The sequence below is a fragment of the Tenacibaculum sp. IB213877 genome (genome assembly GCF_034043975.1).
Lineage (GTDB): Bacteria > Bacteroidota > Bacteroidia > Flavobacteriales > Flavobacteriaceae > Polaribacter.
The window spans coordinates 336,052-355,819 of the sequence record NZ_JAXCHH010000004.1 but is presented as its reverse complement, the minus strand read 5'-3'; the positions used below and the strand labels follow the sequence as shown (position 1 = coordinate 355,819).

Below are 19,768 nucleotides of genomic sequence, written 5' to 3'. Positions count from 1 at the left end.
AGGAATAATTATTTAAAAACAAGTTAATTTGAAAAGAAGGAATTCCATTCCAAAACTGCTGCTGAAACGCGCGCAAAATCAATAATACCATGAGCAATATTTTTCATAAAAATAAGAAATAATTTTACTCTATCAAAAAACCTCTCAGAAATTTCTGAGAGGTTTTAAATATTCATCTAAAGGCATTGCCTTTTACATGTTTCGTCTGTACTGACCACCAACTTCAAATAAAGCAGAGGTAATTTGTCCTAAAGAACAAACTTTGGTAGCTTCCATTAGCTTTTCAAAAATATTTTCATTTTGAATGGCTGCTTGTTGTACTTTGGCTAATTCTTTAGTAACCTTCTCTTTGTTGGCTTTATTTAGGCTTTCCTTGGTCTTAATTTGGAATTGCTTCTCATCTTCTGTAGCTCTAATCACTTCCGCAGGTTGTACCGTTGGAGAACCTTTTGAACTTAAGAAGGTGTTTACTCCAATAATTGGGAATTCACCAGTATGTTTTAAGGTTTCATAGTATAAACTTTCTTCTTGAATTTTTGAACGTTGATACATCGTTTCCATCGCTCCTAAAACGCCTCCGCGTTCTGTAATTCGATCAAATTCAGCTAATACCGCTTCTTCAACTAAATCGGTTAACTCTTCAATAATAAATGAACCTTGAATTGGATTTTCATTCTTTGCTAACCCTAATTCTTTATTGATAATCAATTGAATTGCCATGGCTCTACGTACCGATTCTTCAGTAGGAGTTGTAATCGCTTCATCATATGCATTGGTGTGTAACGAGTTACAGTTATCGTAAATTGCATATAATGCTTGTAGCGTTGTTCTGATATCGTTGAAGTCAATTTCCTGAGCGTGTAACGAACGTCCAGAAGTTTGGATATGATATTTCAACATTTGCGCACGTGAGTTAGCTCCGTATTTAAGTTTTAAAGCTTTTGACCAAATTTTACGAGCTACACGACCAATTACTGCATATTCAGGATCAATTCCGTTTGAGAAGAAGAAGGATAAGTTTGGACCAAACTTATTAATATCCATTCCTCTTGATAAGTAGTACTCAACATAGGTAAATCCGTTAGCTAATGTCAATGCCAATTGCGTAATTGGATTTGCACCTGCTTCGGCAATATGATATCCAGAAATAGACACCGAATAGAAGTTACGCACATTCTTTTCAATAAAATATTCTTGAACATCACCCATTAAACGTAAGGCAAATTCCGTAGAGAAAATACACGTGTTTTGAGCCTGATCTTCTTTTAAAATATCTGCTTGAACTGTACCACGAACCTGAGCTAAGGTATTTGCTTTAATTTCTGCATATACATTCGCAGGTAAAATTTGATCTCCGGTAACACCTAAAAGTAATAAACCTAACCCGTCGTTTCCTTCTGGTAAATCTCCGTTGTAACGAGGGCGTTCAACACCTTTATCGTCGTATAATTCTTTTAATTTCGCTTCAACTTTGTCTTCTAAACCGTGTTCTTTAATGTATTTCTCACAATTTTGATCAATAGCAGCATTCATGAAGAATCCTAATAACATAGGCGCTGGACCATTAATGGTCATAGAAACCGATGTCATTGCATGACTTAAATCGAAACCAGAATATAATTTTTTAGCATCGTCTAAACAACAGATGGAAACACCGGCATTACCAATTTTTCCGTAGATGTCTGGTCTGTGACCTGGATCGTTACCATAAAGCGTCACACTATCAAATGCTGTCGAAAGACGCTTTGCAGGCATGCCCAAACTTACGTAGTGAAAACGACGGTTGGTACGTTCTGGCCCACCTTCACCGGCAAACATACGTGTAGGGTCTTCTCCAGTTCTTTTGAAAGGATATAAACCAGAAGTATAAGGGAATTCACCAGGAACATTTTCTTGTAAATTCCAACGCAATAAATCTCCCCAAGCTTTGTATTTTGGTAAAGCTACTTTCGGAATTTGCGTATGTGATAACGACTCAGTATGTGTTTCAATTTTTATTTCTTTATCTCGAACCTTGAATGAATAAATTGGGTTTTTATACTTGGCAACTTTTTCTTGCCAGTTTAAAATAACCTCCCAGTTATGCGGATCAAGATTTAGTTTTACCTTATCAAACTGATCGAATAATAATTTTAAAAACTCCTTGTTATCTCGAGAGGAGTCGAGAGACAGAATCTCATCCTGATTTAACCCTGATTTGGTCAATAATTCTTGGTCGCTGAGAGTAGTCGAAGCGACAGAAAGAATCGTTTGATAAATACCATATAATTTTTGAGCTACTTTTTCTTGCTCATCAACAGTCTTGTCATACGCTCTGTTGTTTTCTGAAATTTCTGATAAATAACGTGTTCTTGCTGGTGGAATTACAAAGATCTTTTCAGACATTTCTTTGGTGATTTCAAAAGACGATTGTAAATCAGCTCCTGTCTTTTCAACCAATTTGTCCATGATTGCTTTGTACAATGAGTTCATTCCTGGATCGTTAAATTGCGAAGCAATCGTACCAAACACAGGCATATCATCCGTATGAACATCCCACAAATTATTATTACGCATGTATTGTTTTTTTACATCGCGCAATGCATCTAAAGCTCCTCTTTTATCAAATTTGTTAATAGCAACCAAGTCAGCAAAATCCAACATATCGATTTTTTCTAACTGAGTAGCAGCACCAAATTCAGGAGTCATTACATATAAAGAGGTGTCTGAATGTTCTATGATTTCGGTATCAGACTGACCAATACCTGAAGTTTCTAAAATGATCAAATCAAAATTAGCTGCTTTCAACACTTCAACCGCTTCATTCACGTATTTTGATAAGGCTAAATTTGATTGACGTGTAGCCAACGAGCGCATATAAACTCTTGAATTGTTAATGGAATTCATACGGATTCTATCTCCTAATAAAGCACCACCTGTTTTTCTTTTTGATGGGTCTACAGAAATTAATCCGATGGTTTTTTCTGGGAAATCAATTAAAAAACGACGAACTAATTCATCTACTAAACTCGATTTTCCTGCACCACCAGTACCGGTAATTCCTAAAACGGGTGTTGTAGAATTTTTATTTTTCTCATGGATAATATCCATCGATTCTTTAGCAATTTCCGGGAAATTTTCAGCAGAAGAAATTAAACGCGCAATACTTCCTACATTTTTTTCTTTTAATTGATTGATTTCTCCATTCAATGAATCACCAATGGCAAAGTCAGACTTTTCAACCAAATCATTGATCATACCTTGTAATCCCATTTCACGACCATCATCTGGAGAGTAGATACGCGTAATTCCGTAATCCATCAATTCTTTGATCTCTTCCGGAAGAATTACTCCGCCGCCACCGCCAAAAATTTTAATATGACCTGCTCCTTTTTCTTGTAACAAGTCGTACATATACTTAAAATATTCGTTGTGACCTCCTTGATATGAGGTCATAGCAATAGCATTGGCATCTTCTTGAATTGCACAATTCACCACTTCTTCCACACTTCTGTCATGGCCTAAATGAATCACTTCACATCCGGTAGATTGAATAATTCTACGCATAATATTGATGGAAGCATCATGACCGTCAAAAAGAGATGCAGCGGTTACAATTCTTACTTTATGTTTAGGTTTATAGGGTGTTATTTGTTCCATTCGTAAATTCGAGTTGTTTGAAAGAGCCGCAATTTACGGATTTATTAAAAAACTGACCGAATTTTAAAGAATTATAAATAACTCCAAAAAGCCCAAAGCTTTCTGGTTTTTAAATAAGTTGGATTGTGCTCGTTTTGGTAGGCTTCGCGTTCAAAACTTATGTTTCTGTAAGCGATGTGTTTATTTTTATATTTGATCAATTTCACACACCATTCTAGTAGATAAAACAGGTAAAAAAATACAACTAACAGTTCTAGTTGCTGTTTTAAATGGATCTTTTCATGGGTGATCAAACACGTGTCTTCTTTTAGATCTTTTTGTTTCAAAAAGATAAAAGGGAAAAGTGTTACTCCCACAAATCCTCTCGGAACAATATATTTTGAAATAAAAATCATCTGACAAAGAAAAACAATTATCGCACCAAAATAAATATATTTGTTGGCACAAGCAAACAACCATGACTTTTAAAGAACAGATATTACAAGGAATTCCAAGTGAATTACCTTCAAAAAAAGAATACGATTTAGCCATAAACCACGCACCAAAGCGTAAAGAAATTTTATCAGAAGAAGAAAAGCAATTAGCCTTGAAAAATGCGCTTCGTTATTTTGATAAAAAACACCATGCAACTTTATTACCTGAATTTTCCGAAGAATTAGAAAAATACGGACGTATTTATATGTATCGTTTCAGACCAAATTACGAAATGTATGCACGTCCAATTGAGGAGTATCCGGGTAAATCTCAACAAGCAAAATCGATTATGTTGATGATTCAGAATAATTTAGATTATGCTGTGGCGCAACATCCACATGAGTTGATTACCTATGGAGGTAACGGAGCGGTTTTTCAGAACTGGGCACAGTATTTATTAACCATGCAATATTTGTCGGAAATGACTGATGAGCAAACGTTAGTGATGTATTCTGGTCACCCAATGGGATTATTTCCATCGCATAAAAATGCACCAAGAGTTGTGGTTACCAACGGAATGATGATTCCGAATTATTCTCAACCCGATGATTGGGAAAAATTCAATGCTTTAGGCGTTACACAATACGGACAAATGACTGCGGGAAGTTACATGTATATTGGTCCGCAAGGAATTGTACACGGAACAACGATTACGGTTTTAAACGGATTCAGAAAGATAAACAAATCACCAAAAGGAAATGTATTTGTAACTGCTGGTTTAGGAGGGATGAGTGGTGCGCAACCTAAAGCAGGAAACATTGCAGGTTGTATTACAGTTTGTGCAGAAGTGAATGAAAAAGCAGTACATACCCGTCATTCTCAAGGTTGGGTAGATGAGGTAGTTACTGATTTAGATGCATTGGTTTCTCGAGTGAATCAAGCAAAAGAAAATCAAGAAACAGTTTCTATAGCCTATCATGGAAATGTAGTGGAGGTTTGGGAAAAGTTTGATGAAGCAAATGTGTACATCGATTTAGGTTCTGATCAAACTTCGTTGCATAATCCTTGGGCTGGAGGTTATTATCCTGTAGGTATTTCATTTGAAGAGGCAAATGCAATGATGGCAGAACAACCGGAATTGTTTAAAGTAAAGGTTCAGGAATCATTACGTCGTCATGCAGCGGCAATTAATAAACATACTGCCAAAGGAACTTATTTCTTTGACTACGGAAATGCCTTTTTATTAGAAGCAAGCAGAGCAGGAGCAGAGGTTTATAAAGATGAGAACGGTAATTTTTGTGCGCAAAGTCATTCAAAACTGGCAAGCGAAGCATTCGCTTATCCAAGTTATGTACAGGATATTATGGGGCCAATGTGTTTTGATTATGGTTTTGGTCCGTTCCGTTGGGTGTGTACCTCTGGAAATCCGAAGGATTTAGAAAAAACCGACAAAATAGCATGTGAAGTTTTAGAAGAGATTAAGCAAAATTCACCAGAAGAAATTCAGCAACAAATGGCGGATAATATTCAATGGATCAAAGGAGCGCAAGAAAACAAATTAGTAGTAGGTTCTCAAGCGCGAATTCTATATGCTGATGCTGAAGGACGTATTAAAATTGCGAAAGCCTTTAATAAAGCTATAAAAAAAGGAAAGATTGGTCCGGTTGTATTAGGTCGTGATCATCATGATGTGTCAGGAACTGATTCACCTTACAGAGAAACTTCTAACATCTATGACGGTTCTCGTTTTACTTCAGATATGGCTATTCATAATGTAATTGGAGACAGTTTTAGAGGGGCTACTTGGGTGTCAATCCACAACGGTGGAGGTGTAGGTTGGGGAGAAGTAATTAATGGCGGATTTGGCATGCTTCTTGATGGAAGTAAAGAAGCATCAAAGCGCTTAAAATCAATGCTTTTCTGGGATGTGAATAACGGAATTGCAAGACGTTCTTGGGCAAGAAATGACGAAGCTATTTTTGCTATTAAGCGTGCCATGGAAGCAAATAAACAACTTAAAGTTACGTTGCCAAATATAGTGGATGATGCATTGTTTAACTAATGTTTAAAACCTTGTAAATATGAAAATTGCTCGACTTTTTGCACCATTGCTTTTGTTGGTTCTTACTTCATGTAGTTCAGTAAGAGTAGCTACAGATTATGATACAAAAGCAGATTTTGACTCGTATAAAACCTTTGCGTTTTATAAAACTGGGATTGATAAAGCTCCAATCTCTGATTTGGATAAAAAGAGAATAATGAGAGCAGTTGAAGCTGAATTAGTAGCTAAAGGAATGACTAAGTCGTCTGAACCAGATGTGTTAGTTAGTTTATTTACAAAGTCAAGAGAAAGAATAAATATCAATGATAACAACCCTGGCTGGGGTTGGGGTTACGGTTGGGGCTGGAACCCATGGATGTGGGGTGGAGCTAACAGACTTAACGTAAATCAGTACACAGAAGGAACTTTATTTTTAGATATAATTGATGCTAAAAAGAAAGAATTAGTATGGCAAGGTATTGGTACTGGAGCTCTTAAAAGCCTTAATGTAGAAAAGAAAGAAGCACGTATTAAAGAGTTTGTTAAAGAAATAATGGCTAAATATCCTCCGGGAGCTGAGAAAAAATAGTTTTTATTCATTATTTTAATAATTAATAAAACGTCAGTATGAACTTATAGGTTTGTAGTGACGTTTTTTGCTTGAAAAATATATATTTGTAAATATGTATAGAAATAGAATTGAATTAGAGGATGATGATTATTACATAAATGAGCAGGGGTTTAAAGTCTTTACAGAAAAATACCATTTAAAAAGAGGGTATTGCTGTAAAAGTGGCTGTAAACACTGTCCGTACGGATATGATAAAAAAACAGATACATTTAAAAGATAAATTATGAAAAAAATAATTGCATTGGCGTTTGTGCTAGTTTTATCAAGTTGTGCTGAGTTGCAACAAGTAGTAAACCAATTACCACAAGGAGGTTTAACCCAGCAACAAATAGGGCAAGGTTTACGACAAGCGTTAGATAATGGAATTCAACATCAAGTAACCAAATTAACTGCGAAAGATGGTTTTTATAAAAATGAATTAGTAAAAATTTTATTACCAGAAGAACTAAAAGCAGTAGATAATGGTTTACGTAAAATAGGATTAAGCTCTTTAGCAGATGAAGGAATAAAGGCTTTAAATAGAGCTGCTGAAGATGCTGTAAAAACAGCAACTCCAATTTTTGTCAATGCAGTTAAAGAAATAACGTTTACTGATGCAAAAAACATTTTGCTTGGAGATAATAGAGCGGCAACATCGTATTTAGAAGGTAAAACAACTACTGCTTTGTATAATCAATTTAATCCGGTAATTAAAAATTCTTTTGGAAAAGTAGGCGCTGATGAAATTTGGGCAAATTTAATTACAAAATATAATAGTATACCTTTTGTGAAAAGAGTAAATCCTGATTTAACAGATTATGTAACTACAGAAGCCTTAAAAGGAGTGTTTACTATGATTGCCGTAGAAGAAGAAGGTATACGTACAAAAATTGGTTTAAGAGATACAGCTTTATTAAGAAAAGTTTTTGCTTTACAGGATTAATAATAAATTTTATAATTAGTTGAATTTCAATTAAATATTTTAGTATATTTAATGACAGTTAAACCTTCATAACATGTCACGATTAAGTCAACTAACCCGATATAGAAAGCACTTAGAGGAACGTTACTATAAATTAATAGAACGTTCTAATGAGTATAAATATATTGACGAGGTACAAAGTGACCTGGCTTCTTATAAGGCTATGAAAATTCTTGAAAAGATAAATAGAGTTAAATATTTAGATAATTCTTTGATGTAATTGTTTAAAATAATCAAAGGCTTTAAGCAGTCGGGTTCCATACCATGAAAACATTTCTCCGTCTACAAATACGGTTTTTGCATGATGTGTAATTCTACCAATTTCAAACGCGTGCTCTTCTTTGAACGGATAAGGCTCTGATGATAATAAAACCAAATCAGGATCCCCTTCTATTCTTATTTTTTTTATTTCAACTTCAGGATAACGTTCTTTATTGCTATAAATATTGTCAAATTTGTTTAATTCTAATAGGTAATTGATAAAAGTATTATTCCCAGCAACCATCCATGGATTTCTCCATATAAAATAAGCAACCTTTTTGGAACTTAAATTTCTTTTAAATTCTCTAAAATCATTCAACTTAAATTCAATTTTTTGAATGATTTTTGAAGCTTCGGTTCTGCATGAAAATAATATGCCATACTGCTCAATAAGATCTAGGGTATCCTTAATTGTGAAAATATCTGAAACATGAACAGGTGCAATTTTTTCACACATTGTTACAATTTCTTTGGTGTTTTCTTCTTTGTTACATAGAATAATGTCAGGCTTGAGAGCTTTGATTTTATCAATTTTGATGTTTTTTGTTCCGCCAACTATTTCTTTTTTTTGCTTTAAATCAAAAGGATGAACACAAAACTTAGTAATGCCAACAATTTTATCTTCTAAACCTAAATCTATCAATAATTCAGTTTGACTAGGAACTAAAGAAATAATTCTTTTTATAGGTTGTTCAATTTCAATTTTTCTATTGAGCTGATCTTTAATCATTTTTGAAGAATCATTTTCATTTGCTTTTGCAATTCTTCTGCTTTTTCTGCTGCAGCTTCAGCAAAATTATCTTCATTGGAAGCATAAATAATTCCGCGAGATGAATTAACAAGCAATCCAACATTTTCAGTCATTCCATATTTACAAACCTCTTCTAAATTACCACCTTGAGCACCCACCCCAGGAACTAACAAGAAGCTATTAGGCACAATTTTTCTAATGTCCGACAAATATTCGGCTTTTGTGGCTCCAACCACATACATTAGGTTTCTTGAGTTTTGCCAAGTTTTTGAAGTTTCTAAAACTTCTTTGTATAATTCTGTGCCTTCAACTTTTTTAGTTTGAAAATCAAAAGCCCCTTCGTTAGAAGTTAAAGCAAGTAAAATAGTATGCTTGTTTTCAAAAGCTAAGAAAGGCTCTACAGAATCTTTACCCATATATGGAGCAATGGTGACTGAGTCAAAGCCTAAATCTTCAAAAAAAGCTTTAGCGTACATAGTTGAGGTGTTGCCAATATCACCGCGTTTAGCATCTGCAATTGTAAAAATTTCTGGATAAGTTTCGTTTAAATACTCAATCGTTTTTTTTAAAGCCACCCAACCTTTAATTCCGTAAGCTTCATAAAAAGCAATATTAGGTTTATAGGCAACGCATGTATGATGAGTGGCATCAATAATAGCTTTGTTAAACTCAAAAATTGGGTCTTCTTCCAGCAGTAAACGTTTGGGAATTTTATCCAAATCAACATCTAAGCCAATGCATAAAAAGGATTTTTTTCTTTTAATTTCTGAAATAAGTTGTTGTGTGGTCATGGTTGTTGTTAAAAGTTATTCAAAGGTAATTATTTTAAACTTTCTGTTATCTTTGTTTTTAATGTTTCAGTATATAGTTAACAAATCTTTTTACGGACTTCTTACCTTGCTAGGGGTTGTAACAGTTATCTTTTTTTTGTTCAATATTTTACCCGGAGATCCTGCTAGAATGTTAATGGGGCAAAGAGAAGATTCAGAACAGCTTCAAAACATAAAAAAGAAGTATGGCTTTGATAAGCCAACAACTACTCAGTATTTTTATTATGTAAATGATCTATCGCCCATTTCTATACATAGTAAAAATGAAGAAGATTATACTTTTTTATCTGCTGAAAAATATAGTTATAGTAAACTTTTTTCAATAGGAGAGAGTCAGGTGGTGTTAAAATACCCTTACTTAAGAGAATCCTTTCAAAAAAACGGTAAAAAAGTTTCTGAAGTAATTTCAGAAACATTGCCAAACACAGCAGTTTTAGCTATTGTAGCTATTGTAATTGCAATTTCTATAGGAATAGTTTTAGGGGTTTTATCAGCACTTTATAAAGATACTTTCTTTGATAGAATTATAGCTATAATTAGCACTTTAGGAATGAGCGTTCCATCATTTTTTTCAGCAATATTATTTGCTTGGTTTTTTGGTTTTGTGTTACATAAATTCACAAATTTAGAAATGACAGGGAGCTTGTATGAAGTAGATGATTTTGGAGAAGGAAGTTATATTAAGTGGAAAAATTTGATTTTACCCGCACTAGTTTTAGGTATTCGTCCGTTGGCTGTAGTAATTCAATTAATGCGAAACTCGTTGTTAGAAACTTTGAATCAAGATTATGTAAGAACTGCAAAAGCAAAAGGATTAAGTACGTATCAAGTTGTTAAAACACATGCGCTTAAAAATTCATTAAATCCTGTGGTTACAGCAATTTCTGGTTGGTTTGCTTCAATGTTAGCCGGTGCTGTTTTTGTGGAGTATATTTTTAATTGGAACGGTTTAGGTAAGGAAATAGTTAACGCATTAAACACATTAGATTTACCAGTAATTATGGGAAGTGTTTTAGTAATTGCAACTTTATTTATAATCATTAATATTCTGGTTGATGTTATTTATAGTTGGTTAGATCCACGAGTTAAATTAAATTAAAATGAAGAGTATAATTTTATTTTTTTTAATGATGATTTTTGTTGGCTGTGCTGCGTTTCAACCAAAATCATTCTCCAAAAATGCGTTAGATGAAAAATTAGTCACGCCAGAAAGGGATTCCATAACATTAAGAGAGGTTTTGAATAAAAATACTAACAAGAATAAATTTATTCAGGTTTTTGCAAGTTATTGTCCGGTTAGTCAAGCTAGTTTTGATGATGTAGTTGCTTTTCAAAAAGAACATCCAGAAAAAGAATATATTTTCTTGTCAGTTGATCATACGTATCACGACTGGAAAAGAGGTTTAGAGTATATAAAACCGAAAGGTCAATTTTATTACATTCCTAAAAAAGGAAATGGAGATTTAGGTAAGTTTTTAAAACTGAAAAGTATTCCGAGGTTTTTAAAAATTGATAAAAAGGGAACTATTAAGGTGTATAAAACTTCAAAAGTATCAGATAAATTAAAATAAGATGAAGAAAATTATATTAATACTAGTAGTTGTTTTTTTCAATTGTAAAACAGAGAATCCAACACAGTTTTCACAAAAAGCATTAAATGATATTTTTATTTCTTTAGATGAAAAGACAACAACATTTCAAGAAGTAATAAATCAATACAAAGGAAAAAAAGTGTTGATTGATGTTTGGGCTTCTTGGTGTGGAGATTGTATTAAGGGCTTACCAAAAGTGGTTACCTTGCAAAATGAAAACCCTGACGTAGTTTTCCTGTTTTTATCGTTGGATAAGAATTTAGACGAATGGAAAACTGGAATTGAGAAATATAACGTAAACGGTGAACATTATTTTATGAAATCTGGTTGGGAAGGAGATTTTGGTTCTTTTTTAGGTTTAGATTGGATTCCTAGGTATGTGGTAGTTGATGAAAAAGGACATATAAGTATGTACAAAGCTGTTGAAGCAAATGATAGTCAAATACTTGAAGCTTTAAAAAAATAATGTACATTAGCAATTAATAATTAATCCCCGTTAAAATGAAAAAATTACTTTTTATTTTTTCAGTTTTATTGTTCGTTGGATGTAACAACAAAACTGAAAGGTCTGTCCCGTTTTCTTCAGAAGCTCTTGCTGATACATTTATAGGTATTGATGAGCAACCAATTACATTACAACAAGTATTAGATAAATACAAAGGAAAAAAAGTAATGTTAGAGGTGTGTGCTTCTTGGTGTAAAGACTGTATTTTAGGTTTGCATTATGTTAATAAATTAAAAGAAAAACATCCAGATGCAGCTTTTGTATTTTTGTCTTTAGATAAAACTATTCCTCGTTGGAAAAGAGGAATAGAACGATTTGATTTTAATGGAGATCATTATTTCTTACAATCAGAATGGGAAGGTGCTTTTGGAGAGTTTATCAATTTAGATCAAATTCCACGTTACATGGTAGTAAATGAAGAAGGTCAAATAGTATTGATGCGAGCTACCAACCCACAAGATCCAGCCTTAGACGAAGCTTTAAACTAATCTCAAACTAATCAAAAAATGAAAATCAATAAAATAGCATTACTACAAGTATCATTACTTTTAGTCATAATCGCATTTACATCATGTAATACTGTACAAAAAGGAACAAAAATGCCAGTTGGAGCGTTACAAGGTAAATTTTTAAATCTTGAAGAAGAAGAAGTTCAATTTGATAAAATTTTAGAAAGATATAAAGGAAAAAAAGTATTTGTAGAAGTATGTGCCTCATGGTGTAAAGAATGTATTTTAGGTTTACCACATATTAACAAGCTTAAAGAGAAAAATATCGACGCAGTATTTGTATTTTTGTCAATAGATAGAAATGTAGATCAGTGGAAGAGAGGAATTGAACGTTTTGATATAAAAGGAGAGCATTATTACTTACCATCTGCATTAAAAGGAAGTTTTGCGCAAAGTTTGCAAATAGATAAAATTCCAAACTACATGGTGGTAAATAAAAAAGGAGAAATTGTTGTGTCAAATATTTCTGATCCTACTGATGTTAGATTAAAAGAAGCATTAGAAAACAACTAACTATGAGACAAAAAATAGTTGCAGGTAACTGGAAAATGAACAATACTCTTGATGAGACAAAAAAACTTATCAAAGAATTAAAAAAAGAATTAAAATCTGTTAAGTTAAAAAAAGATACACGTGTAATAATAGCACCAACTTTTGTAAACTTACTAACTGCCACCAAAAAAACTAAAAAAACTAAAATTGAAGTAGCAGCTCAAAATATGCATCAAGCTAAAAATGGTGCTTATACAGGTGAGATTTCTGCAGAAATGTTAACTTCAGTTGGTGTAAAAACAGTTATTTTAGGTCATTCTGAAAGGAGAACTTATTTTAACGAAACAGATAAACTTTTAACAGAAAAAGTAAATACAGCATTAGAAAATAATTTAGAAGTAATTTTTTGCTTTGGAGAGCAGTTAGAAGATAGAAATAGTGAGAATCATTTTAAGGTGGTGGAATCTCAATTAAAAAATGCGTTATTCCATTTAAAATCAGAAGATATTAAAAATATAATTCTAGCCTATGAACCCGTTTGGGCAATTGGTACCGGTCAAACAGCTAGTGCAGATCAGGCTCAAGAAATGCATGCGTTTATTAGAGGTTTATTTGCTTCGGAATATAGTCAGGAATTAGCAGATACTATTTCAATTTTATACGGTGGTAGTGTAAAACCAAATAATGCCGAAGAAATTTTTTCAAAGCCAGATGTAGATGGTGGTTTGATTGGAGGAGCGTCATTAAAAGCAAAAGATTTTTCAGCAATAGTAAAAGCTATATAATTGGATAATATTTATATTGAATATAATTTTACGGTTCAGCCTAAAGAACCGGCAACCGAAATTCTTATTGCAGAATTAGGAGAAGCAGGATTTGAAAGTTTTGTTGAAAATGAAGAAGGAGTTACAGCTTATATTCAAAAATCGGACTGGAATCCTTCTGTTTTAGAGAGTATCTTTATTTTAAACTCTTCTGATTTTAAAATTGAGTATAACCACAAAGAAGTTGAACAAACCAACTGGAATGAAGAATGGGAAAAGAATTTCAGTCCCATTCAGGTTGATGATTTGGTAAGTGTAAGAGCGCCTTTTCATAAAAATCCAAATTTAAAATACGATATAGTTATTGAGCCAAAAATGAGTTTTGGTACCGGTCATCATGAAACAACACACATGATGCTTCAACATCTGATTGATATAGATTTAGAGGGAAAAAAGACTTTAGATATGGGGTGCGGCACAGGTATCTTGGCTATTTTTGCAGAGATGAAAGGAGCGCAACCTATTGATGCTATTGATATTGATAATTGGTGTTATGTAAATTCAGTAGAAAATATCGAACGAAATAACTGTCGTCATATTTCAGTATATGAGGGAGATTCTTCTCTTCTAATCAATAAAAAATATGATGTTATTATAGCTAACATTAACCGAAATATTTTGTTAATGGACATGAAAGTATATACTAGTTGTTTAAATGATAACGGAGTATTGCTTTTAAGTGGGTTTTACCATGAAGATATTCCAATTATTGATGCAGAGGTAAGTAAGTATGGCTTAAAACTGGATAAAGTTATTGATAGAAACAATTGGGTAGCAGTAAAATATATTAAATAAAATGAAGATGAGTACAATTGAAAAAATTCAAGAAGAATTAGATGTTCTTTTTCAAGAAAAAAGAGAGCATGAAATTGTTTTGTACAATGATGATGTAAACACATTTGATTTTGTAATTGACAGTTTAATAAGTGTGTGTGAGCATACTTTAGAGCAAGCTGAGCAATGCACTATTTTAGTTCATTACAAAGGTAAATGTGGAGTTAAAACAGGAGAGTATGATGATTTAGAACCTCGTTGCTCTAAATTGTTAGAATTAGGATTATCTGCAGAAATCGTATAATTGATGGAAAACGTTTTAAAATATTATGAGTTTTCCGATTTTTTTGAAGATAAGTCTAATGTGTTTTCAGGAAAATTAATAGCGTATTCAGAATTAAATTCTCAACATTTTTTAATTTTTGAAAAAAAAGATGATCAATTTAATCTTTATGTTTCAAAATTTCCATCCAAAAAAGATATAGGGATTCGACCTCCAGAAATACTAGAGGTATTGGTTGAAAACTATGATAAATCCTTATCTGAACATAGAGTAGTTTTAAGAAAGTATCTATATTAAAAAGTCAAAAAAAATATTTTTTTGACTTTTTTTTATGATTAATGTGACCTTTTAAAAATAGTTGTGTCATAATAGTGTAGCAGTCAGGTAAAAAGGCTGTTGTTTAAAAGAAAGAAAGTTCATATTACATTGTTTGAATTATGTTTTTATCAATTCCCATTAACCCTGATAAAAATTTATAATCCCCGTTAATAAGAGCTTCTTTTAGTAAGGCGCCCCTTGAAAAATCTCTTTAGGAGATTTCTGAAAGAAGAAGCTTTCTTTTAAAAAGAAAATAGAGAGTAGTAGTTTTTAAAATAGTAGTAGTTAGTTTTTATACTAAGTTTGGTTAGACGAAGAGCCTTGGACGAAAGTTCAAGGTTCTTTACTTTATAGACTTTTCTTAACAGTTGCAACTTTAATTTTTGTTCATTTTATCTGTAAGCTAGATTTTAGTTTGGTTATTTTATTTAATGGTTTAAGTAAATGAAATCTGTTAGATATAAGTTGCTAATATATAATTTAGATCTTTTTTGTTTAGAAATAAACTTAAAACATTAATCTGTTGATATTTAAACACTTGTTAAAATATTAATAAAATGATAATATATTTGTTAAAATTCTAATTATTAACCCTTCAAAATTTAAAAACAATGAAAAAACTTAGAATTCCCCGAGTAGTATTAGTATTAATTAGTGCTGGTTTCTTTGCTTGTCAGTCAGAAAAGGCAGATATGCAAGAACAACAATTTCAAAATGAAGTATCTCCAGAGATTATTTCAAAACTTGCGGATTATGACATCAATACAAGTGATGTTTCTAAAGTGAATTTTTTATTACCTGATGGAAAAACAATTCCAATGTATCAAATGGAAGGAGATCTCCATATGTCTGAAGAACAGATTATGGGATTAAAATCTTTACAAGGTTTATCTGCTAAGAATTACCATACTAATAATTTGGTAAGTCAAAACACAGTAATTGATATTATTGGTTACACAGGTGGTAGTCAAGCGTTATCAACAAAAGAGCGTACTGCTTTACAATGGGCCGTAGATAACTACAATGCATTAGGTTTGTCTATTTCATTTAATTTAACATTTGGTACCGGATATCAGAGTAAAGATATGGTTGTGTATCATAATCCGTCTCAAAGTGGAGCTGGAGGTTCGGCAGGATTTCCTTCTGGAGGAGCGCCGTACAAGTATGTTCAAATTTATGGTTTAAATAACTATGACACAAACGTAATTGAGCATGTTATTACTCATGAAATTGGTCACTCAGTTGGTTTCCGTCATACAGACTGGTATTCTAGACAAAGCTGCGGTCAAAATGTAAATGAAGGTGATGCTGGAGTAGGAGCAAATCCAATTCCTGGAACACCATCAGGTTATGATTCAACATCTGTTATGTTAGCTTGTTTCTCTTCTTCTGAAGATGGTGAGTTTGGACCTAATGATGTTACTGCATTAAATTATTTATATTAATTAATTTGATTTAATATAAAGGAAGTTCCGAGTATGAATGCTCGGAACTTTTTGTGTTTTAATAAAATACTTTCTGAGAAAAATCTACAACTTGATAATTTTGATCTAGTAATTTTACTTTAACCATTGGGTATTCAATATTATTGTCAGGATTCTTTAAAGCTAAATTGATGTCTTGAACAACAACTTGCTTTTCTTCTTCATTATATTTTAAATAGTACTTATTATCCTTATGTATTAATGTAGCTATGTTTGAAGCTAATTTAATTTCATTTGCATCAAATAACTCAACTTCTATATATTTTGTACCGTGTATTTCATAAATATCAATGATAATATTGTATAGTTCTTCGGTTCTCTCAACAGAAGAATAAAAAATAGTTCCGCTTCTGTCTTGTGAGAATATATTTGAAGCTGTTAAAAAAATTAGAATAAATAAAAAAATCGTTTTTTTCATAATTGGGGGATATTTTTGTGCAATTTTAAAACAAAAAAACACAATTCACAAATATCAATAAGATTTTACCTTGTATTAAATAGAGTAAAGAAGAGTTGTATTACTTGCCTTGCAATAAGAAAAAGAAATAAAATAAAGTCTTTTTCTTAAAATTAATTGTAAAATGGTAGTTTCGTAAAACTTTTAAAAATTGTTATTTACTAAATAAAAACACATGAGTTTAAGTGAAAAGTTAAAGGAAGAGACTAAGCCTTATCATCAAAATGTAGAAAAGAGACTAATAAAAGAGTTAAAAAAAATTTCTACACTTCAGCAGTACGCTTTGCTTCTTAATAAACTTTACATGTTTTATGAACCTATTGAGGTAAAAATACATGAGATTATAGATGATACATTAATACCAGATATTAATAATAGGTACCATACAAAAAGATTGTATAATGATTTGTCTGCTATAAATAATGTATGTACAATTACACAAAAACCAGATTTGTTTCCTATTAGTAATTCATCATATGCAATTGGGGTTTTATATGTTATAGAGGGTTCTACACTTGGAGGTCAAATTATAACCAGTATGTTAGAAAAGAAATTGCAGTTAAAAGAAAATGATAGTTGTGTTACTTCTTATTTCAATTCATACAATAAAGATACTAATCTAATGTGGAGCAATTTTAAAAACTATTTATTTACATCATCAAAATACATCGATGAACAACAAGCCGTATTGGGGGCAAAAAATACGTTTAAAGCACTTGAAAATTGGCTTTTAATTGCTAGTGTTTAGGAAAGTAAAGTTTAATGGTAGCGCCTTCTCCTAGTTCTCCACTAGCATCTATTAATCCTTTATGCTTTGTCATTATTTTTTTACAAAGAGCAAGACCGATTCCAGATCCACTGTAATCAGATTTGCTATTTAACCTTGAAAATATTTTGAATATTTTTTCTTTATATGCATTGTTAAACCCTATGCCATTATCTGTAACTTCAATAATGTGATACATTCCATAAGTTGAAATTTCATCGAATGAATTTTCTCCGCTTTTTATTACAATTTCAGGAGGTCTTTGTGGGTCTCTAAATTTTAATGAATTGTATATAGTATTTAAAAATAATTGTTTCAATAAAAATGGGACACCTTTTATATTGGGCAAGGATTCAATTTTTAAGGTAGCATTGGCATCTATAAGAGTGTCTTTAATTTCTTCTTTAGTTTGCAGTAATAAATTGTGTATATCTACTATTTCAAAATCGGGAGTTTCAACATTAGCTTTAGTATATTTTAATATATCACTGATCAAAGTTTGCATTCTTTCTGCCGAATTTTGCATTTTGATAATTTTGTTATGCACATTATCAGGTAGTGGATTATTTGTGTTTGTCCTTAGCAAAGTTGAAGCCATCATACGTATTTTTCTTAGAGGCTCTTGTAGGTCATGTGTACTAATCCAGTTTATATTTTCTAGTTCAGCATTGGTTTCTTTAAGAATTTCACCTAATTTTCTTTGGGTTTCTTTTTCTTCGTTTAATAGAATGGATCTTATGTGAATTTGAAAAAAATTAAAAAAATTAGTACTTGCTGCTAATTCGGCTTCTAGCCATGGTTTACTAGTGTCTTTAACGTTTTCAGTAAATTTCTCAAAAGATTTTCTGGGAGATAAACCATTTTTGTCTTTTTCTATAGATTTATTAGGGTCTCCTGCCCAATGAATATCTTTAATAGTTGGGTTTCTGTACCAAATTATAAAATCTGCTTCATTGCCAAGAGAAAAATAGTTAATACCCGGAAAAGCTTCAGAAATTGATTTTAAATCTGATGCAACATGTGATAAAGAGTGAGTTACAAAACGACCATTATTACTAAAGTTGTAAAGGAATTCTCCTAACAGTTCAATTTCTTCATTAGTTGGCGTTTCACCATAGGTGTAAAGTTTACCGCTTATAAATGCAGAAACTCCTGTACTATTGCATAGTGAAATAATATGTTTTTCTTTGAATAATTGAATTATTGAACTACGATCAAATACTAATTTTTTAGAAGTTAAACTTTCAACCGCAGCATTAGCCTTTCGTGCAATTTCATATTGTTCATTTAATAATCTTACATCAATTTGAGAGGTAATAAAATGACCATGAAGTTTTACCGTGTTTCGAATATCTTGACTTAAATATTTTGGAGAATAATGATGGCAAGCAATTAAGCCCCATAATTTACCTTTATGAATAAGAGAAACTGTTAAGGTAGCGCCAACTCCCATATTGTGTAAATATTGAATATGAATAGGAGAAACGCTTCGTAGTATTGATAGGCTTAAATCTAAATTTTCTATAGAACTTGAATTATATGTGTAAAGTTCTACTGGTTCATAATCTACATCTCCAATAATTCTTAGAGGATTTTTTATATATAATTCTCTAGCTTGTGCAGGTATGTCGGTATGCGGATAATGAAGGCCTAAAAAAGGTTCTAAATGTTCTTCTCTGCTTTCCGCAATAATTTCCCCGTTGTACTCAGCATCAAAACGGTACACCATTACACGATCATAATTGGTAATGTTTTTTATAGCTAAAGCAACAGAGTTGCATAGTTCTTTTAATGTTGAGGTGTCTTCAATATAGCTTAATAACTGTTTTGAAGAGTTGTATAGTTGGTTGTCTTTGTCAAATTGATTTTCCGTAGGTTCTCCTTCAATTATAACTGAGTTGTTACTATGATGAAAACTAATAGAAAAAAGTCTTTCATTAAAAGAGAAATTAAATATTTTAAAGGAGCCAGATGTGTCTTTTTTAAAAGTGTAGTATTTGCTTAAAAATTCTTCATTAAAAAAGGTATCTATTTTTTTTCCTAAAATTTGCTGATAAGTTAAATTTAGATAATCTTTAGTATTTTTACTACATACATTAATAACACTTAATTTACTATCTACAGAAATTAAAAATCCATGAGGTTGTATAAGACCGGGAATATGAATGGGTTCATCTTCACAGTTCTCTAAATTTACAATAGTATGGTTAGTTATATTTCTAAAATTCATAGATAG

General features: G+C 31.8%; 21 protein-coding genes. 16 read left to right on the top strand and 5 right to left on the bottom strand.

The features are described from left to right. Nucleotides 1-192: 192 nt before the first annotated feature. A complete protein-coding gene (locus SLH33_RS05040; RefSeq protein ID WP_320417977.1) occupies nucleotides 193-3,639 on the bottom strand; it encodes a methylmalonyl-CoA mutase family protein in 3,447 nt (1,148 codons plus the stop codon). A 457-nt stretch (nucleotides 3,640-4,096) separates the two neighbouring features. On the opposite strand from SLH33_RS05040, the gene SLH33_RS05035 reads away from it, so the two are divergent. The 5 genes from SLH33_RS05035 (at nucleotide 4,097) to SLH33_RS05015 (ending at nucleotide 7,906) form a co-directional block, all read left to right on the top strand. Beyond that, the gene (locus SLH33_RS05035; RefSeq protein WP_320417976.1) at nucleotides 4,097-6,115 is read left to right on the top strand and encodes a urocanate hydratase; all 2,019 of its coding nucleotides are present in this window, start codon (nucleotides 4,097-4,099) and stop codon (nucleotides 6,113-6,115) included. A 19-nt stretch (nucleotides 6,116-6,134) separates the two neighbouring features. Continuing rightward, nucleotides 6,135-6,683, top strand: a complete 549-nt coding sequence (locus SLH33_RS05030) for a DUF4136 domain-containing protein (RefSeq protein WP_320417975.1) — start codon at nucleotides 6,135-6,137, stop codon at nucleotides 6,681-6,683. Between the two features lie 94 nt (nucleotides 6,684-6,777). Further along, nucleotides 6,778-6,945: a DUF5522 domain-containing protein gene (locus SLH33_RS05025; RefSeq protein ID WP_320417974.1), complete on the top strand. Its 168-nt coding sequence runs from the start codon at nucleotides 6,778-6,780 to the stop codon at nucleotides 6,943-6,945. 3 nt (nucleotides 6,946-6,948) lie between these two features. Further along, nucleotides 6,949-7,647 (top strand): DUF4197 domain-containing protein, encoded by a 699-nt coding sequence (locus tag SLH33_RS05020; RefSeq protein ID WP_320417973.1) that lies wholly within the window; start codon nucleotides 6,949-6,951, stop codon nucleotides 7,645-7,647. Nucleotides 7,648-7,720: 73 nt separating this feature from the next. After that, a complete protein-coding gene (locus SLH33_RS05015) occupies nucleotides 7,721-7,906 on the top strand; it encodes a hypothetical protein (RefSeq protein WP_320417972.1) in 186 nt (61 codons plus the stop codon). On the opposite strand, the gene SLH33_RS05010 is transcribed toward SLH33_RS05015, so the two are convergent. Next, on the bottom strand, nucleotides 7,886-8,677 hold the full coding sequence (locus SLH33_RS05010) for a helical backbone metal receptor (protein ID WP_320417971.1): 792 nt from the start codon (nucleotides 8,675-8,677) through the stop codon (nucleotides 7,886-7,888). The two genes, SLH33_RS05015 and SLH33_RS05010, sit on opposite strands and share 21 nt — an antisense overlap. Further along, entirely contained in the window at nucleotides 8,674-9,489 is an 816-nt protein-coding gene (pyrF, locus tag SLH33_RS05005; protein ID WP_320417970.1) for an orotidine-5'-phosphate decarboxylase, read from the bottom strand. The genes SLH33_RS05010 and pyrF overlap by 4 nt, the downstream gene beginning before the upstream one ends. A 61-nt stretch (nucleotides 9,490-9,550) precedes the next feature. Between pyrF and SLH33_RS05000 the strand changes: the two genes are divergently transcribed. From SLH33_RS05000 to SLH33_RS04955, 10 genes are all read left to right on the top strand, one after another. After that, nucleotides 9,551-10,627, top strand: coding sequence for an ABC transporter permease (locus SLH33_RS05000; RefSeq protein ID WP_320417969.1), 1,077 nt, complete (start codon nucleotides 9,551-9,553; stop codon nucleotides 10,625-10,627). Nucleotide 10,628: 1 nt separating this feature from the next. Continuing rightward, a complete protein-coding gene (locus SLH33_RS04995) occupies nucleotides 10,629-11,099 on the top strand; it encodes a thioredoxin-like domain-containing protein (RefSeq protein ID WP_320417968.1) in 471 nt (156 codons plus the stop codon). Nucleotide 11,100: 1 nt separating this feature from the next. Further along, nucleotides 11,101-11,586 carry a TlpA disulfide reductase family protein gene (locus tag SLH33_RS04990; protein ID WP_320417967.1) on the top strand — a complete coding sequence of 162 codons (486 nt, stop codon included), beginning with the start codon at nucleotides 11,101-11,103 and terminating at the stop codon, nucleotides 11,584-11,586. Nucleotides 11,587-11,621: 35 nt separating this feature from the next. Beyond that, nucleotides 11,622-12,113 (top strand): TlpA family protein disulfide reductase, encoded by a 492-nt coding sequence (locus tag SLH33_RS04985; RefSeq protein WP_320417966.1) that lies wholly within the window; start codon nucleotides 11,622-11,624, stop codon nucleotides 12,111-12,113. Nucleotides 12,114-12,131: 18 nt separating this feature from the next. Next, nucleotides 12,132-12,647 (top strand): TlpA disulfide reductase family protein, encoded by a 516-nt coding sequence (locus tag SLH33_RS04980; protein WP_320417965.1) that lies wholly within the window; start codon nucleotides 12,132-12,134, stop codon nucleotides 12,645-12,647. 2 nt (nucleotides 12,648-12,649) lie between these two features. Continuing rightward, nucleotides 12,650-13,411 carry a triose-phosphate isomerase gene (tpiA, locus tag SLH33_RS04975; protein ID WP_320417964.1) on the top strand — a complete coding sequence of 254 codons (762 nt, stop codon included), beginning with the start codon at nucleotides 12,650-12,652 and terminating at the stop codon, nucleotides 13,409-13,411. After that, nucleotides 13,412-14,245 carry a 50S ribosomal protein L11 methyltransferase gene (gene prmA / locus SLH33_RS04970; protein WP_320417963.1) on the top strand — a complete coding sequence of 278 codons (834 nt, stop codon included), beginning with the start codon at nucleotides 13,412-13,414 and terminating at the stop codon, nucleotides 14,243-14,245. Between the two features lie 7 nt (nucleotides 14,246-14,252). Continuing rightward, entirely contained in the window at nucleotides 14,253-14,528 is a 276-nt protein-coding gene (locus SLH33_RS04965; protein WP_320417962.1) for an ATP-dependent Clp protease adaptor ClpS, read from the top strand. Nucleotides 14,529-14,531: 3 nt separating this feature from the next. Next, nucleotides 14,532-14,804 (top strand): hypothetical protein, encoded by a 273-nt coding sequence (locus SLH33_RS04960; protein WP_320417961.1) that lies wholly within the window; start codon nucleotides 14,532-14,534, stop codon nucleotides 14,802-14,804. A 632-nt stretch (nucleotides 14,805-15,436) separates the two neighbouring features. After that, nucleotides 15,437-16,270 (top strand): M57 family metalloprotease, encoded by an 834-nt coding sequence (locus SLH33_RS04955; protein WP_320417960.1) that lies wholly within the window; start codon nucleotides 15,437-15,439, stop codon nucleotides 16,268-16,270. Between the two features lie 58 nt (nucleotides 16,271-16,328). Here SLH33_RS04955 and SLH33_RS04950 read toward each other — a convergent pair whose 3' ends face one another. Next, nucleotides 16,329-16,727, bottom strand: coding sequence for a hypothetical protein (locus tag SLH33_RS04950; protein ID WP_320417959.1), 399 nt, complete (start codon nucleotides 16,725-16,727; stop codon nucleotides 16,329-16,331). A gap of 214 nt (nucleotides 16,728-16,941) precedes the next feature. Here SLH33_RS04950 and SLH33_RS04945 point away from each other — a divergent pair, with 214 nt between their 5' ends. Further along, nucleotides 16,942-17,514: a biliverdin-producing heme oxygenase gene (locus SLH33_RS04945; protein WP_320417958.1), complete on the top strand. Its 573-nt coding sequence runs from the start codon at nucleotides 16,942-16,944 to the stop codon at nucleotides 17,512-17,514. Here the strand turns inward: SLH33_RS04945 and SLH33_RS04940 are convergent. Beyond that, complete coding sequence (locus SLH33_RS04940; protein ID WP_320417957.1) at nucleotides 17,504-19,762, bottom strand: ATP-binding protein; 2,259 nt, start codon at nucleotides 19,760-19,762, stop codon at nucleotides 17,504-17,506. The two genes, SLH33_RS04945 and SLH33_RS04940, sit on opposite strands and share 11 nt — an antisense overlap. Nucleotides 19,763-19,768: the final 6 nt, after the last annotated feature.